Raw genomic sequence first — 16,867 nt, 5'->3', positions numbered from 1 at the left:
CAGGCCCGTACCCGTGAAGCACTGGAGGCGGCTATCCAAACCGCGGTTGAGTGGATTTCCAGCAAGGATGCCAAAGCCTGGTTCAACCATTGTGGTTATCATGTACATCGTTCATGAATCCGCTATAAGACCAGACTGCGTAACCCCAACTCAATGCGTTGACCCTAGCTTGTTGCGGACTCAGAAGGGGCTCAGCGACTGACAATGCAAATTGATATATAAAACAATCCTCACAGGGTAACCGCAGACAAGGGGAGAATTTTCAGTTTGCGGGGCTTTTAAGTGTCCAAAAGCAGAATTTAAAAAGTTACCCAGGAACATGGCGTTTCTAGGTCGCTTTCGCGTGACGTGAGGCTGGGCTCGAAAACGGGAGCCTTATGAATACCTGTGACGAGGTGCCCGGCCGGTTCATCCCTACGGGCGTGGGGAGTAGGGCGGATGCCTTGTCCTGGGCCTCTTTTTGGTCGGTTCATCCCTACGGGCGTGGGGAGTAGATTGGAAATTTACGCGGAATAGCGGATTTTTTAGTCATTGTCCTAACTATGTGTATGCTTACTTCAGCTTCAGCTAAAGGGCTGCATAAATAGCTATATGGATGTAGTGTCGTTTGGGCGGGCCAATGATAACAGCCTAAACACGAAGGCCTTGGCCGAACCAATACCCTGGTTCAGGGCATTGTTTAGTAAAGCCGGATCTGTCACGCGCAGCAAGCCGTCGAAGCGTGCCCCATACAGCGGCAATTGGCCTTTCTGCTGGTGCGAGGCACGGGCGCTACTGAGCGGGAAGCCTTCCGAGAATACGTGCAGCACCTCGAAGCCGCTACGGGTCGCTTTGCGGTGCAGCCACTGCTGAGCCGGGGTGCCGTCTTCTGCTCTGCCCACATCCAGCAGGGCCACCCGGCTGCCCTGGCGGTGGTCCGGGCGTGCAACTTTCTTCGTGGGGTTGGCCACCAGCCGGAAGCCTAGAATCTGACCGTGAGTTGGCGCCAGGCTTAATGGCTTGCATTGGGCTGTCTGGTGCAGGTAGCCGGCGGGCAGTCGGGCCCAATCGGGTGCGGTGGCGGACTGTACCAGAACTGTCGAGCAGGGCGGTGAAGCGCAGGTCCAGGCTGTCCTGGCCGGTGCCCAGTTGCCCGCGCAACCGGCGCATGGACGCACCCACCGACCGGCGTTTGGCCTCGTCGGCAAATCGGGGCAGTCGCAGGTGGCGGCTGGCATCCCAGAACTTGGCCGCGTACAAAGCGAACAAACCGGCCACGAGGCGCTGGGCCTCGGCTACCTGGTCATCTGCCCGCCCAGGATGCGCAGGTCGCGCAGGTCGTACGCGGGGTTGGCGGCGGCGCGCCGTAGCTCGGCCAGATTGGCGCGGCGCGTAGGCCCGGCCTGCCGATAGAGGAAGGCAGCGAATTCGCTGGCCTGCTCAAGGGTTAGCTTGCTCATGCGGAAACGGGTAGAGGTTTGACGGATTTGGGGTAGAGCGTGCCGTAGCGCAGCACGGCATCGACTTAGGCCAGCGCCTGCCGGGTGCGGGCGTCGGTGGCCAGCGAGGTTAGTGCGCGGTGCAGGGCCCGTTCGGCGGCCTGGCGGCTAGCCTGCTGCCAATGGGTTCGTACCTGTGCCAGGTCTTCCAATGGTGCGCTGGCAGTGCGGGCCAGGAAGGTGTCGAACAGCTCGCCCAAGGCCAGCCAATAGCGCGAATCGGCGTCGAGCATCTGCACCCGGGCGTCGCGCTTGTCCCGCTCCACGTCGCCCAGCCGCACGCCCCAGGGCTTATGCAGGCGGGCGCGGGTGGCGAAGGAGCTTCGCGCAGGCGCCCGGCGCGCTTGGCCGCGTCGTCCTAGTCGGCTTGCTCACCGTTGAGCAGCTCGCGCAGGGTTTTCTATCGGTCGGGGTCTTCGAGGATGGAAGGGTAAATAGTGGCCCGTTCTTGGCGCCAGAGCTCCATCTTGGCCTGGTCGTTTACCAACCCGAAAACATCCACGGCGTAGGCAGTGTCGCGGCTGGTGCCGAGTAGGCGCAAGGTAGAAGGCGACGACAGCCACTCCAGCGTATGGGGCGCGTGGCCCCCACTGCCGTTGCCGCGGTGCAGCAGGTAGGTGCTGCTGTCGCGCCAGAGGGCGCGGTCGGCCTGCAGGCGCAGTGGAAATACGCCCTCCTCGCCGGCGCGGTAGGCCAGGTGCGGGTCGTGGAGCAGCTCCTCCACTTTCGAACCTTTGTTGTAGCGCACGCCCAGCACCTGACCCTGCTCGTCACCTACCAGGGCTAGGCGGCGGCTCTGAAAGGTGAACAGCTCCCGGATACCGCCAACCTGTCGTCTATCGGCCGTCAGTGGAGCCGGTGCTTCCCAGGTCGGCTTATCGTGAGAAGAGGTGCCCCATACTTCTACACTGCTATGCTGCAGTGGACCCTGAAGCTCGAACGCGAGTGGGTAGCGCTCAGTATCATTGGCGGGTAGTCGAGTAGATGCAGGTGCGATGCAGGCGTGGGGCAGCCTGGGCATCGGAAAGCTGAGCGTGGTTGCTCGACCTGGCCCAGCACACAGCTCTTTCCAACGGCTTCTAGCCACAATCAGAAACCCGAGTCTCATTCTCCATATAGCGACGGCATGAGAGGGGTGTAGGCACCACCGTGGGCACCAAAACAAATCAGCCACCCAGACTCTCGTCTAAGTGGCTGATTATAAATGAGCGGGAAACGAGGCTCGAACTCGCGACCCTCAGCTTGGGAAGCTGTGTGATAGTGATATTTACTGGTTGTTGCGACTTGTTAAAAGTGCGTTTTTAGCTCATTTTGGCAGATTTAGTTTATCGTGCTTTATCACCGTTCCTCGTTATTTACTATACTTGTTTAAACCAACGTTTAAACCGGCGCTGGTTTAAACACGATGAGCAGAACTACTGAACACAAGGAAGGCAAAGCCTCCGTTAAGGCCGTTTACTTCACCTCTAAAACCCTGGCGGACGGCTCCCATCCATTCATGGTTCGCATCACGAAGGACCGGAAGCTGAAGTACATTGCTACCGGTCTGAGCCTGCATCCCAAATACTGGAACCCCAAGAAGAAGGAAGTCCGGCGCAGCTTTCCGGAGCCGGACCGGGAAGACCTGATAACAAAGCTGGAAGAGTGGGAGCAGAAGTACAACGAAGCCGCTAAGAACCTAAGCTTGGCGGACGAGCAACATGATGCCCCTTCTGTTGCCAAGAAAGCCGTGGAAGGTCGCAAGGCCTACCGCCGCATCAGGCTACTGGCGTACATCGAGGAGCTGGCCGCTGGAATGGTCGCTGCCGGTCAGGTGGGTAACTCCACTGTATACCGAGACCTTGGCAATCAGTTGGCAAAACACCTCGCTTCGCAGGCCGGCATAGGTGACCCGCCGCTTGGCAAAGGTTTGGAGCAGGAGCGTGCGGCTTGGGTACAGCTGCACGATATTCCATTCGACCAAGTCACGGTAGCTTTCTGTCAGAAATGGGAGGAAGTCCTGCGGAGTTCGGGCGTAGAAGAAATCACTCTTTCGCTACGCTTCCGTACGCTGCGCGCTGTGCTTAACAAAGCTATTGCGGCGGGGGTGGCGAAAGGAGAGGGGTACCCGTTTGCGCGTACTGCGGCGGAGAAGCACAAGTTTCAAGTAGGCAAGTTCGACGTGAGCACGGCCAAGCGCGCCATTTCACGCGACGACATTCGTCGGTTGGAAAACTTGCCCGTAAGTACCGAGCGCCATCAACTAGCCAAGGCCGTGTTTGCCTTTTCCTTCTACTGTGGCGGCATCAATTTCGTGGACTTGGCCCAGTTACGGTGGCACAACCTGACGCCCGCCGATGGTGGGTTACGGCTTAGCTACGTGCGGCAAAAGACTGGCGGGAAATTTTCGGTTAAGTTGCTGGCTCCGGCTGAGGCCATTGTGGAGCAGTATCGCGCCCTGACTCACGCCAGCCCAAATAGTTACCTCTTTCCGATTCTGGATGCCGCTAAACATGTTTCGCCCGCACAAGTGAAAAACCGTCTTCACAAGGTGTTAGGGCAAGTCAACGCTGATTTGAAGGAGTTGGCTGGACAGGCTGGCATTGCTACGCCGTTGACAACCTATGTGGCACGCCACTCTTTCGCTACAAGTCTTAAGCGGAGCGGAGTATCCAATGCAGTTATAAGCGAAGCCTTAGGGCACCAAGATGAGCGAACGACAGCTGTATATCTAGACAGTTTTGCTTCGGATACTATGGACGCAGCCTTTGAAACTTTGCTCTAATTGCTTATGCTGCGAGTATCTAAATTTCAAGCCTATCGTGCTGTTCTGGAGGAGCTTTTATCTGGCTCTACTATAAACGCGTATGGTCACGCAAGGGCTTTGCAATCACAGCTAAATACTGCTTATCATAGCTTTATTGAAGAAGTAGAAGGCAACTTGTTGAAGTTGTCTGAAGCACGTCAAAAGCTTCATTTGGAGGATTTAATAGCCGGACTTCGTGAGTATTCGTCTTTTATGCCGAGAGACAACCGGGATATAGAAGACTCGATAATCAAGGTGTTGATGCAACCTCGTGAGGTAAACGTTTCCGCTGAAGCGTTGGAGGATGCTAGGGTATACCATATGAGGATTTTACTCTCGAATGATATACCTGAATCTATCTCGTTTGAGTCGGCTGATTGGCGAGTATACCAAACGGTGCTGGCTGCGGCTTCGATAGAGAAGGCTTGGGAAAGGTTGAACGCACTGTATGCCCGACGTGGAGGCGTTCCAAGTGCAGTGCCACAGCAGTTAGAAGAGATGGGGCCTGTTCAGGTGCGAGTTATCCGAGATTTGCGCATGTATGCTCCAGGGTTCGGTGAGTTGCCATCTGAGCACTTACCCACTGAATCTCATGGACTGGAAGAGTGGGCGCAAGAACTGTCTCGTTTGACGTGGCGCAATTACCCGTATTCAAGGCCTTGGCTTGCTCCGCTCGATTATGAACAAGCCTTTGATAATGCTCCCAACAAAAAAGCATTTCTAGCAGGATTGTTAAGATTGTTGGACGCGGTAGATCCACTTCTTGCTATGGCTGATGTAGAAAGTTGGTTGTTCCGAAGGCACAACAGCGCATTATCGGCGGACATGCGAAGTGAATTACGTCAGCAGATGCTGCACCATGCGCGTACAGGTTCAAGGCACATGCGACAGTGGGTGGATATGCGCCTAAGTACAGCGTCTCTACAGCTTTTGGATGCATTAGAACGAATACTGTTAGTGCCTGATTGGGATGGTGCTGGCAGGCCGACGTCCCGAGTTACAATAGCAGGCGAGCATACTCAGAATGAAGTTGATGCTCGGTTTCAGATGCTGGTTGCCCGGTTCAAAAATGAGCTGCCTAAAACAAGTATTGAATTGAATTCTGTGCGGCATCGTTTAGAATGTATTATAAATTGGTCAACTAATAAAGTTGTTGAACTGCTTGATTATGAGCGAAATAATTACTCTCTAACCCGCTTGCGAAGCCTTCTGCCGTCATTTAAGATAGTGGAGCATGAGGGGGTAAAAATACAGACCACCTCTACCCTGGCCGACAACTTCTGCGATAAGCTTGTGCATACAATGCTTGCTCGTATACCCTGGGCCAGCCAAGCACTAGCATATATCAACCAAGTAGTCGAGGACGGTAGAGATATTCTCCCTCGTAAAGTTTCAAGCTCTCAAGGGCAGAAGCTTAGTCTAAAGCAAATTGCTCTAGTGTCGATATATAAAGGCATATCAATCACTAAAGGGCGTGTGGCTAATAATATCGCAAATGAATATGGATACAAAAGCGGGGAGAAACTGTACAAGAACTATATCGCACTTGTAAAACCTATAGATAGATTGAATATATCAGATCAACAACTATCTAACATGATAGAAAATATTCAAGCTGTCATTCCACTACTTCAAGGGAACCAACTAGGTCGAGCGCAAGATGAGCTCCGCACATTGCAAGTAAAAAAAGGGACCGATAGAGACCGGTCCCTAGCCTAGTCATCAGCCCACATTTGCTGGCGTACAACAAACGACAGCAACTATGGTAAACCCTTTCGAGTCGATCAATGCCCGGCTCAACAATCTTGAGGCATTGGCCCTGGAAACCCTGCAACATGTGCGTGGGGTGACTAAACCTGCGGATGAGGTAGGTGGAGTAGAACTTGCTCAAGAAGTTACTCGCTTGAGCAAAGCACGCATCTATACGCTGGTGTCGAGCCGCCAGATCCCCCACAGTAAGCGTGGCAATAAGCTATACTTCAACCGTGCTGAGTTGTTGAAGTGGGTGAATGAAGGCAAGCGTATTGAAAGTAATGTCAAAAATGCGATGGGTTTTCAGCCCAAGCCTAAGCGTAGGATTTCTTAGGCCATGGTCACTGACATCCCACCTTCTGCCGATAAAAGCACAGATGTAGAAGCGCACTTCCACGCAAGCGTTTCTTCTGCTCAGGTAACCATTGCTGACCTCAAGCAACACATCGGTAAAGACGCCGCTGCTCATGGCAAAGCTTCTAATCTCGTATTACATTCTAGCGTGCTGGGGGAGCTGTTGCAAAAGGTGCAGCCCATAGATTTCCGTAAGACTGTTGGCCTCGACAACGATGCAGAAAAGCTAAAGCAGAAGCATTACATCGTCACGGTGGTTGAAGAAGTTTGTACCGTTGCGAAGCAAAATCATTGGGGATTGCGACGTAGCGCTGGGTTTGTGTACGCTTACAACGGCGCCTATTGGAAGCCGTTGCTTGAGGATGATCTGAGAGCGTTCTTACAAGCCGCCGCGGAGAAGCTTGGCGTGGACAAGTACGATGCTCGGTATGTAGATTTTGGCGCTCAGCTACATAAGCAGTTCTTAAGTAGTGCTTACCTGCCTGCTCCTGAGAAAAGCCGCGATTCAGTAAAGATCAACTTGCTGAACGGCACTTTTCACATTACTGCCGAGTCTCAATGCTTGGATGGCTTCGCACCAGCTGACTTTTTGACTCATCAGTTGCCATTTGAATTCAATCCAGAGGCATCTGCTCCCCTATTTCAAGGTTTTCTGGATAGGGTCCTGCCTGATCAGGATTGTCAGAGAATCTTGGCGGAGTACCTGGGGTATCTGTTCATTCCGCATTCCAAGCTCAAGCTAGAGAAGGCGCTTCTTCTGTACGGAACAGGCGCAAACGGCAAGTCTGTTTTTTTTGAGGTGGTTTCGGCTTTGCTAGGGCCGGAGAACATCAGCCATAACTCTCTGCAAAGTCTCACCATCGACCCCTCTTATGCTCGGCCTCACCTAGCAAACAAACTGGTGAACTACGCCAGTGAGATAAGTGGTAAGTCTGATGCCAACGTGTTCAAACAGCTTGTGTCTGGTGAGCCGGTTGAGGCACGCTTTCCATACGGTCAGCCCTTCACCTTAACAGATTACGCGAAGCTCATCTTCAACTGCAATGAACTACCTGCGGACGTAGAGCATTCGCATGCCTACTTTCGGCGATTCCTCATCGTACCCTTCAAGGTTACTATCCCTGAAGCTGAGCAGGATAAAAGTCTCGCAGCTAAAATCATCAGTTCTGAGCTGTCCGGAGTATTCAACTGGGTACTAGCAGGTCTTAAGCGCCTGTTGAAGCAAGCTAGGTTTTCGGATTCAGCAGCTGTTAACCAGCAGATTGAAGAGTACAGACGGCAAGCAGATAGCGTACGCTCATTTCTTGACGATAATAGCTACGAGGCTAGTAGCTCCGCATTCATTGCTCGAAAGGACCTTTACGCCGAGTATAGGGCCTATTGTTTAGAGGAAGGTAATCAGCCTGTCAACAGCCGAAAGTTTGTGAAGCGCCTAGAGAGCTATGGGATTCAGGGAATGCGCAAGCACATCGGTCATGTGCACTGCTTGGTGAAACTCGGTTTTTAAAGTTTTTCCCGGAGTTGCACTACCAACACTATCTGCACTTAGCGGAGTGCAGGAAGTGCAGAGAGTGTAGCTCAAAAACAAACCTTATTTGTGCACAAATCATCTCGCTTCTGTCTACAACCTTATGGCGGAAGGAAAACCCGTTTTACATGCCCTAGTTGTGATAGGCCCCAAGAGTTTACTCGCTGGGTCGATACGATAACTGGAGAATTGCTGCCTGAAAAGTATGGGCGCTGTAATCGTCTTGAGCAATGCGCTTATTCGTGCAGCCCATACGATCAAGAACTAAATGGTCAGACCTATGCTGAATCAGTCAGGAAAGAGGAGAACGGCACTTTCAACAGCTCTCAGAGGGCACCAGCAGTAATAGGCCATAAGCCCCGGACAGCTTCAGCGCCTACAATACCAGATGAAGTACTAACCCAGTCGTTGAGCCACTACGAGCGGAACAACTTCGCCCTGTTGCTAAGAAGCCGGTTAGGTGCTAGCGTTACTGATAGCCTGCTTCAGCGCTTTGAAATAGGTACGTCTGCGTACTGGCCAGGAGCCACGGTATTTTGGCAAAGAGACGAACTAGGACGGGTGAGAGGGGGCCAGGTTGTACTATTTGATGCTGAAGGACACACAGCTAAGCGTATTGGTCCCGATGGGGAGTCAAGGCGCTTGACAACCTGGGTACATACCGCCTATGAGGCACACTGTAAGAAAAACGGGAAGGCTATCCCTGCTTGGCTTACAGATTATCTCAACTCTTCAGGGCAAAAATCACCTTCCCTCTATGGGTTAGCTCAACTAACTGCTGAACCAACAAACCGGCCAGTAGCCATTGTCGAGGCGCCTAAAACGGCTGTTATCTGCACCTCCTACTTTCCAGGCTTCACCTGGCTCGCTATTGGTGCACTTGGTTACTTAAACATCGACCGTCTTCGACCACTGAAGTCTTACCCCATCACTTTGTTTCCAGATGCTTCTGCAAGTGGTAACGCATACCGGATGTGGTGTGATAAGGCTGAGGCGCTAGTTCGAATGGGGTTCAAGGTCAATGTCTCCGACGTATTGGAAGTAAAGGCCACAGAATCTCAGAAGGCAGCCGGCATCGACCTAGCGGATTTGCTACTCGATCAATGGGCAGGTTACCCGCCTAGTTGGGACGAGTGAGTTCGATGTTGACTGCTTCTGACCCATTTCACAAACGACCATTTAAGAATCAGGTCACCTAGTCAAAGCCCAAAAGTCAATGTATTGACCGGTCGGCTTTAGGTGGCTACTCCGGTAGGTTCCCGCGGTTTGCCTAGAGGGTCACACAAGCCATGTGGATTGCTTTTGTGTGACAAAAAAATGCGTTTTGACCGGTCAAAAACGGTTTTAATCAGTTGCAAACCGTTTTGTAAACGGTTTGCTGTAACGCCCACGTCTTCTTATGAAAGAGAAAAAACGTTTTTGCCCTTACTGTGGCAACGAAGTTGATGGCAGGCCAAACAAAGTCTTTTGCAGTAGCCTCTGCAAGGGCCGCCATTTCCGCGACTTAGGCCCTGCCTCTAACAACGAGGTTGAGATAGAAGAACCCACACTCGCTTCCCTACAAACAGCTCAGCGGTCTACGTTCACATCAGCCCTTCAATCCCCAACCCCTGCTGAACCAGAAGAATTATATCAGTTGAACCAGAAACGCGAAGAGCAAGCATGGGAAGTCGAATCTCTTCATGATAAGTTCTGCTCTGTGGTCCGAGAGTTCCTGCAGTCAGAAGGTTGTGCCCTTTCGAAAAGGTCTATTCAGAGGATGATGTCCCGTGTTGAGCAACTCGCGCGTGACTACAATCGCCACCCTTACCTTAAAGAACCTGGGAACTCTGCCAAGAGCAGGCTCAAAGCGCTCTATGACATTCTCGACGTGCTAGCCGAGGTATGCCAAGAAGTATCTTCTAAGCTGCTTTGGCAAGCAGAAGAAGGCCATTACGAACTAAAGGACAAGTGGCGTAACAAGCTAAGGGACCTGCTTATAGCTGATTAAATTGTTGCCACTTATTCGGTGCTGCAAGCCCCTGCCTTCAAGTGAGAGGTAGGGGCTTAGTGTTTCAGGAAAACGGGCTGCTCGAAAGATGGGATAACACATGGTTTTGGCAGAGTCAAGCTTGTTTCTGACAACTCAGCCCAATGTATCTTTGAGGCTTAGGTGTAGAAGCGCGTATGTCCTCTTTTCAGTACAATCTCTTTTCTGATCCTCTGGAAGATGCTGTTGTTGCTGCATTCCCTCAATTTGAAGGAAGCGAAATAGAGTACAAGTCGGCGAAGGGTGGTTTTCCTGGCTCCTTCTGGGAAACATACTCTGCTTTTGCCAACACCGAGGGTGGGATGGTTGTGCTGGGTGTACGAGAATCAAAAAATCAATTCCATCCGGATGGGTTGACGCTGGAACAGGTGCAGCGCTTTCGGCAGGACTTTTTCGATACCCAGAACAACCGCAACAAGATCAGTACTGGGCTGTTGTCCGATGCCAACGTGCAGGCCATACCAGTGCCTGAACAGCCGGGTCAGTACTTTTTGGCTTTCGACGTGCCTCGCGCTTCTCGTGAGCAAATGCCGGTGTATGTGGGGCTAGATCCAAGGAGCGGTACATATAAGCGGCGCGACGGAGGCGACTACCGCTGCGACCAGGATGCAGTGCGCCGCATGTTGTCTGATAGCAACACCAGTGTGCCCGCAGACAGCCGGATCTTACGCGGCTTCTCGTTCCCAGATGATATCGACCTGAAGAGCTTGCAGCAGTTCCGGCAACTCATGGCCAGCATTCGGCCAGGGCATCCGTGGCTCGTACACAATGATTTGGAGCTGCTGAAAAAGCTGGAAGGCTACCGCGTAGATCGGCCAAGCCGGCAGGAGGGGCTGACATTAGCTGGGGTACTCATGTTCGGCAAAACTGAAGCCATCCATGACCCCGAATGCGCGCCACAGTTTTTTCCGGATTTTCGGGAAGTGTTGACCCAAGACCCAGATGTGCGCTGGACCGACCGCCTGTACCCCGATGGCACCTGGGAAGCTAACCTATTCCAGTTCTACCTACAAGTTTGGCCGCGCATCTCGGCAGGGCTGCCACGACCTTTCCAGCTAAAAAACGGTCAGCGGCAAGATGAAACACCGGCCCATACTGCACTACGAGAAGCGTTCATCAACTCGTTGGTCCACGCTGACTACAGTGCACCGGGAGGCTTGGTAAGCATTCGTCATCTTAATGGCTTCAAGTTTACCAATCCTGGTACCCTACTCGTGCCCATTCGCCAATACTATGAAGGCGGAGTGAGCGTCTGTCGCAATAAAGCCTTGCAAAAGATGTTCAGCCTGATTGGCGGTGCCGAACAAGCTGGTAGCGGAGCTGATAAGATCGTGCGAGGCTGGGAAAGCGCCCACTGGCAACGTCCTTATCTGGAGGTGAAAGACCAGCCCGACCGAGTGACGCTGGACCTTGAAATGGAAAGTATCCTCTCAGAGCAGGCGCGGGAGCGATTGTTTGAGGTATTTGGTGAGCAAGCCGATAGCTTGTTTGGCGACAGAAAAACAATTCTGGCAATTGTGGCAGTAGAGGGCACCGTAACGCACCGCCGCCTGCGCTACCGCGTAGACATGCACGCCGCTGATCTGTCTGTACTACTTAAAGCATTGTGCCAGGAGGGGTACCTCACTTCTACCGGTTGGGGCTCAGGTACTACTTATTCGCTCAAGGAAACTAATGCCGCGCCTGTAGCAGCTTTACATGAGGAAAGCTCTTTACAAAATGTGGAGAGCTACGAGGATAAGGAATACGATACGGCCGAAAAGAAGGAAAGCTCAGAGCAAAATGTGGAGAGCTTACTGGAGAATGTGGAGAGCTTGCCGGAGAATGTGGAGAGCGTATCTGAAAAGCTATCAGCTCAGCAACGGCTACAAAAGCTAGTATTGCAAGCTGCGTCTATAGGGTGGCGCACCTTGCCGGAGTTGGCCGAGGCAACTGGCAAAAGCGGTAAATATTTGATAAACAGAATTATACCTTCAATGGTAGAAGCCGGTCAACTAGAACGCCGCTATCCACAGGCAACTCATCCGCACCAAGCCTATCGCGCCGTAAAGTAGATCCTTGCTAACGGCGAGATATAATTCTCTTTTCGCTGCAGGATATTAACAATGACCTGCTGTAGCAGTACTACATACTTTCGGCTTACTTAGCTCAATAAACCTACTTGAAGCTGTCTGATGCTACACACTGCCGCTTTTACCACCTGGATGCTCAACCAAGGCTATCCACCCAAGACGCCGCGTGCCTATCTGCGAGACATCGAACGCGCGGTAGCTCGAACGGGCGTGGCGTTGGAACCCATCAGCGTGGCCAACACAAATCAACTGCTGCACCGCATCGACAATGAGAGCCTGGCCCGCACCAGGAAGCAGATCAGCAACGATAAATCTGCCGTCAACTGCTATCATGAGTTCCGGACCGGTCTGGCTTTGCCAGGCTACAAGCGTCGTGGCGCTCAGTTGGCAGCAGCAGTGTAGCAGGTACTCTGTAGTCGCAGTTGCTATCTGTATTGGCTGGTGATTACGTTTAGGCAGGCCAATAGTAGTATTGATGCCTTAGGAGCTAACTGACTCCCCCGTTTGGATACTTGCCCATACCTCATCCGCTAGCTCAACTAAGTTTCGACCATCGGCTAAACACCAATGTCGGCCAGCTTGCATACCGGCCGGGCGAACACCGGTTGGGTGAAACTGCTGAAAGATGGTTTGGGTCAGATTCATCAGGGAGTATGGTTTCCCATCGTATGCCCACTTTACCGTGTAGCTTTTACCTTGTCGCGGAAGTATCTCTGCCTGGAAGTAAACTTCGTCCACGGCGGTTTTAGCTTCGGAAGAGAGGTAGCTGGGCAGCCGGTCGCGTAAGTAAATGCTGTCGCCTACGCACAGGTGACCATGGTCGAGGAGCAGGGTGAATGTTTCCGGCCGACCGCTTTGTACGGTTTGCTGCTCGCGCCCTTCTTCTTTGTGCTTCAACTCAATCATGTACTGATTGGCTTCCTGCAACGGGATAATCTTTGTGGGAACCACTACCACGTTGTCGCCCACTTTATAAGGCACGATACGGACGCAGGAAATGTCCAGCTCCGCCTGGTTGAGCCAAAGCACTGTCGTCGTCAGTTCCGTCGAGAAATTCTCTGAACATAGAATAATTCGCGGGCGATTCGACAACTCCTGAAAAGTATCGTTTTCCGTAACAAACTCGTGTATCTGCTCCTGGGCACGGGTGGTATCTGCATCTGCTCGGCCAAGGTATTTCTGCTGGTAATGCACGAAGTAGGGCAGGAGCCGCTCTATGGTCATGGTTGACACCATAGCCGCGTAGCGCAACGCTTGCAGGTCGGCGTAGCTAGCCAAGCCGTCACGCTTCAATTCCACGACGACTAGGTTACCACGCCGATCCAATGCTAGCAAGTCCAGTCGGTCAGAACTTTGCTTGAAACGGTCGAACTCCATGCTGACGATGAGCAAATCCTCGCCAAGCACTTCCGGCGCTTGGCGAACCCACTCTTGAATGTGCACCCGCTCCCAGATTGAAAACTCGGTGAAGGTGCCGGCCTGGACTTTGGCGAACTGCCTGGGGTTGTGAGTTGGTACTACTAGCAACATATTGCCGAATAGAAACAAGTTTATAAGATTGCTTGAGTTGGTCATTGCAGACCAAGTGTTTTACTCTTCTGTGTAAGCAGTAGTGAAACTATGGAAGAGTGCTTGTATATCGGCAAAATGCTCCTCACTTCGTAAGCTTTCAATGTCAAACCGAAGACACGAGCTTATATCTTGTCTTGAGAAGTAATTGTCGTGAATTAAACTTTCTCGTATCTGATCTTCAGCCAAAGTGTATGCTCGACTTTCAGAGTTATAGCTTTCAATCAAAAACTGCTTCAGGCAACTATGAAGCACAGGTTTCATTAATTCTTGAACAACTGTAAGCTGTCGTATTACTTCTGCGATCTGTATGTCAGCTGCGGCTTTGGTAGAAAAGAAAATGTTTCCATTAGAATGGGCAATGCTATTTCTGTCTTTTACCAGCTTCGTAAGTTTGCCGATATGCTGGTCCTCGCAGTCAATAAGTCGCATAAATTTAAAAATACTACTCTCTTGAGCTTTGTGGAATACGAAAGGGGATGTGGCGTTTAGCATGGCTTCCTCATGCTGATGAAATAATAGTGCATTAGTAAATAGATCTGATCTGCTGCTTCTGATTTGCCATAGTGAACAATATACGCCGCTCATGAATAGCATGTGGTAGGCTAGCAAAGCAAATTGATACTGCTCTGCTTCGTAGTTGCTTACAAATGCATCCCACAAGAAATTTACATAGTCTTGTTCGTTCTGGTGCTTGAAAGATCTAGGTAGGAAGTCTAATATTTGGGCTGCTTCTTCCATGGTATAGGTGACGCTTTAGCTAATAGATTCAAGTTTATGAATTGCCGAACCCCACACACGACCGATAGCAGCTTGTATCCGTGACTCCATCCGCTCGATAAGCTCTGTAGTAGCCGCTACCAATCGCTGTTCAGCTTTGATATCGGCTACAAGGCGCTGCTGTGTTGCAAGGTCAGGAAGAGCAAACTTAAAGCGCAGAACGTCGCTTTTGGTGATATTGGCGTCCTTGCGAGTACTGTTAGCTACTTGCTTCCAATATTCTCTAGAACTCACCAGAGTATAGTTGAGGAAGTAAGGATCTACGTCCTCATGAGGTAGTAATGCAGTCATGGCTTGGTTCTGAGTTGCTTCTATTTCAAGAACCCCACTTCGCCCAATCTGCTTAAATCCTCCATACATAGCTACTAATACCGTGCCTTTGGGTAGAACTTGCAAAGAGGTTTCAGATAAGGCCAAATCAGTTATACATTCTTCTGTTTTTAATATCGGTCCATCGTTTAGATCGAGTGTCTTTACCCAAGGGATTGTTCCATCAATGAAATAGTCCTGTCGGTCGCGGCTTGGCGTAGTTCCTGAACGAGTTTTGAATATCTCCCCAATCTCCACCATCGGCCACTCTGGCTGCACAACGATTCGTGGTTGATAGAACACCAATATTTGCCGTGCTCCATCAATTACGCGTTGATAACCTGTAATCTCAGTTACGATTTCCTGCTGAACTGTCAGCGAGGGAAGCGGAATCTCGATTTCAGTTAACGCTTTTCCATTTATGGCAGCTTGTCCTACCCATTTGCTGCATAATTCTAGAAAGTGTCCTTGTTGCCATAAATTATGGAGGATTCTGGATAGATACGCCGGATGAAGTTCTTCCTTGGTTCTAAGCCGAGTGATATGATTCGAATAATATGATGCTCCTTGTCCTGAGAATAAGGTTGTTTTGCCAACAAGCTCCTTGCTGTTAGTGTTATTGAATAAGACATCATTTTCTGTTAATAGATAAGAGTTGTATTTATCTGCTTCCTCTTGCGGTATATATTTAACATCGTCTAGTACTAAATCTCCTTCTCGGCTTATGTTCATTGGCCGAAGATGAGGCAAACCTCCTGTTTGTTCTTTGGATGATCCGCCATAAGCAAAACCAGGTTTAGCTTCTAATAGCAAATCTCCTAGTTTTACCAAGGGATGAGTAGAGTCTCTCTGAATTTGCTCTCGATAACGCTCACCACTTAAGTTCCATTCATCATTTTCTCCAATACGAGCCTTGCTTACTAAGTGCAGCTCACCAAGGTCAGAGACGGTAGAGCCAATAGCAGACTTGCGCAAGTGGTGAAACCAAGTGCGAAGTTGTGCAGCGGCGGCCGGCAATTCCGAGCCCGTCACTTCACGGCGTTGCGCGCCCAGTCCAAAGCCGTCGTTAGTGATTTTAACAAATAGCACCTCCCCGGCGTGTGCAGCCAGCCGCTTGTCAAGGATCAGCACGCTGGTTTTTACGCCGCTATAGGGCTGGAATACGCCGGCTGGAAGACTTACCACGGCTACCAAGCTCTGTTGTACGAGTAGCTTGCGCAGGGCGCGGTAAGCAGTACCACTCTGGAAGACGATGCCTTCGGGCACGATGATGGCTGCCCGACCCTGGGGTGAGAGATGCTCAGCGATGTAGTCTACAAACAGCACTTCCGAGCGGTTGGAAGGCATCGAAAAGCGCTTATGTGGCCGAATTCCGCCTTTTGGCGACATAAACGGCGGGTTGGCCAGCACTACGTCGAAGGTGTCGTTCCAGTGGGTTTCACTGGTAAGCGTATCGTACTCCTCAATGCGCGGTTCGGGGAAGCCGTGCAGATAGAGGTTGGCTAGCGAGAGGCGCACCATGTCGGGTGAGATGTCGTAACCCTGGAAGTTGCGCACTAACCGGGCGCGCTCATCGGGCGTGAGCTTATCACCAGGGCGCTTATCCATGTTAGCCCGCAGGATGTGCTTGTATGCCGAGATAAGAAAGCCCGCCGTGCCGCAGGCTGGGTCAAGAACGGTTTCGTTTTTCTGCGGGTCTATGACCTCCACCAAGAAGTCAATCAGGTGGCGCGGGGTGCGGAATTGCCCCGCGTCGCCTTGCGCGCCCAGCACCGAGAGCAGGTACTCGAAGGCATCGCCCAGCCGCTCGGAGTGGTCGTAGCTAAAGGCATTAATTTCCTTGAGAAAAGCCCGCAGCGTTTCCGGGTCCCGATAAGGCAAATAAGCGTTCTTAAAGATGTCGCGGAACAGCGTAGGTACGCCTGGGTTCTCATTCATCTTGGCTATGGCCTCGGAGTAGAGGTTGAGCACGTCTTGGCCGCCTAGGCCGGGAGCCATGAGCTGTGCCCAGCCAAAGCGGGCAAACTCCTTGGTAAAGAAGGTGCGCTTGCCGTCCAGCTCCTCCGATTCAGCGTCCATGTCATCCATGAACTTATAAATCAGGGCAATGGTGATCTGCTCTACCTGCGATTTGGGGTCGGGTACTTTACCCACCAAGATGTCGCGGCAAGAATCTATTCGGCGTTTAGTTTCGGTGTCGAGCACTGTTAA

At 51.6% G+C, this 16,867-nt stretch carries 15 protein-coding genes; 8 read left to right on the top strand and 7 right to left on the bottom strand.

The genetic code is table 11. The annotated features are described in order from the left end of the window. Positions 1-587: 587 nt before the first annotated feature. The 4 genes from cas6e to B0919_RS15840 form a co-directional block, all read right to left on the bottom strand. Positions 588-1,217 (bottom strand): type I-E CRISPR-associated protein Cas6/Cse3/CasE, encoded by a 630-nt coding sequence (cas6e, locus tag B0919_RS15850; RefSeq protein ID WP_078013251.1) that lies wholly within the window; start codon positions 1,215-1,217, stop codon positions 588-590. A gap of 57 nt (positions 1,218-1,274) precedes the next feature. Then, the gene (locus tag B0919_RS25330; protein ID WP_176133076.1) at positions 1,275-1,439 is read right to left on the bottom strand and encodes a hypothetical protein; all 165 of its coding nucleotides are present in this window, start codon (positions 1,437-1,439) and stop codon (positions 1,275-1,277) included. 65 nt (positions 1,440-1,504) lie between these two features. Next, the gene (locus B0919_RS15845; RefSeq protein ID WP_078013250.1) at positions 1,505-1,759 is read right to left on the bottom strand and encodes a hypothetical protein; all 255 of its coding nucleotides are present in this window, start codon (positions 1,757-1,759) and stop codon (positions 1,505-1,507) included. Between the two features lie 119 nt (positions 1,760-1,878). Next, positions 1,879-2,499: a type I-E CRISPR-associated protein Cse1/CasA gene (locus tag B0919_RS15840; RefSeq protein WP_176133075.1), complete on the bottom strand. Its 621-nt coding sequence runs from the start codon at positions 2,497-2,499 to the stop codon at positions 1,879-1,881. Positions 2,500-2,883: 384 nt separating this feature from the next. Here B0919_RS15840 and B0919_RS15835 point away from each other — a divergent pair, with 384 nt between their 5' ends. The 8 genes from B0919_RS15835 (at position 2,884) to B0919_RS15810 (ending at position 12,400) form a co-directional block, all read left to right on the top strand. After that, positions 2,884-4,242 carry a site-specific integrase gene (locus B0919_RS15835; RefSeq protein WP_078013248.1) on the top strand — a complete coding sequence of 453 codons (1,359 nt, stop codon included), beginning with the start codon at positions 2,884-2,886 and terminating at the stop codon, positions 4,240-4,242. A 6-nt stretch (positions 4,243-4,248) separates the two neighbouring features. Next, the gene (locus B0919_RS24820; protein WP_139362172.1) at positions 4,249-5,982 is read left to right on the top strand and encodes a hypothetical protein; all 1,734 of its coding nucleotides are present in this window, start codon (positions 4,249-4,251) and stop codon (positions 5,980-5,982) included. 43 nt (positions 5,983-6,025) lie between these two features. Beyond that, the gene (locus tag B0919_RS25730; RefSeq protein WP_078013247.1) at positions 6,026-6,349 is read left to right on the top strand and encodes a helix-turn-helix domain-containing protein; all 324 of its coding nucleotides are present in this window, start codon (positions 6,026-6,028) and stop codon (positions 6,347-6,349) included. Between the two features lie 3 nt (positions 6,350-6,352). Further along, positions 6,353-7,876 carry a phage/plasmid primase, P4 family gene (locus B0919_RS15825; protein ID WP_078013246.1) on the top strand — a complete coding sequence of 508 codons (1,524 nt, stop codon included), beginning with the start codon at positions 6,353-6,355 and terminating at the stop codon, positions 7,874-7,876. Positions 7,877-7,966: 90 nt separating this feature from the next. Further along, entirely contained in the window at positions 7,967-9,034 is a 1,068-nt protein-coding gene (locus B0919_RS26080; protein ID WP_410503627.1) for a DUF6371 domain-containing protein, read from the top strand. Positions 9,035-9,296: 262 nt separating this feature from the next. Next, complete coding sequence (locus tag B0919_RS24810) at positions 9,297-9,887, top strand: hypothetical protein (protein WP_139362171.1); 591 nt, start codon at positions 9,297-9,299, stop codon at positions 9,885-9,887. 176 nt (positions 9,888-10,063) lie between these two features. After that, positions 10,064-11,980, top strand: a complete 1,917-nt coding sequence (locus B0919_RS15815) for an RNA-binding domain-containing protein (RefSeq protein WP_078013244.1) — start codon at positions 10,064-10,066, stop codon at positions 11,978-11,980. Between the two features lie 120 nt (positions 11,981-12,100). Continuing rightward, positions 12,101-12,400 carry a hypothetical protein gene (locus tag B0919_RS15810; protein WP_078013243.1) on the top strand — a complete coding sequence of 100 codons (300 nt, stop codon included), beginning with the start codon at positions 12,101-12,103 and terminating at the stop codon, positions 12,398-12,400. A gap of 78 nt (positions 12,401-12,478) precedes the next feature. Here B0919_RS15810 and B0919_RS15805 read toward each other — a convergent pair whose 3' ends face one another. Genes B0919_RS15805 through B0919_RS15800 form a run of 3 tightly spaced genes read right to left on the bottom strand, consistent with a single transcriptional unit; the run spans position 12,479 to position 16,861 of the window. Continuing rightward, entirely contained in the window at positions 12,479-13,573 is a 1,095-nt protein-coding gene (locus B0919_RS15805) for a hypothetical protein (RefSeq protein ID WP_139362170.1), read from the bottom strand. A gap of 15 nt (positions 13,574-13,588) precedes the next feature. Then, positions 13,589-14,308, bottom strand: a complete 720-nt coding sequence (locus B0919_RS24805) for a hypothetical protein (RefSeq protein ID WP_139362169.1) — start codon at positions 14,306-14,308, stop codon at positions 13,589-13,591. 15 nt (positions 14,309-14,323) lie between these two features. After that, positions 14,324-16,861 carry an N-6 DNA methylase gene (locus B0919_RS15800; RefSeq protein WP_078013241.1) on the bottom strand — a complete coding sequence of 846 codons (2,538 nt, stop codon included), beginning with the start codon at positions 16,859-16,861 and terminating at the stop codon, positions 14,324-14,326. Positions 16,862-16,867: the final 6 nt, after the last annotated feature.

It is taken from the genome of Hymenobacter sp. CRA2 (genome assembly GCF_002007105.1).
GTDB lineage: Bacteria > Bacteroidota > Bacteroidia > Cytophagales > Hymenobacteraceae > Solirubrum.
The sequence above is the reverse complement of the archived record's forward strand: the minus strand, read 5'-3'. Positions and strand labels throughout refer to the sequence as shown.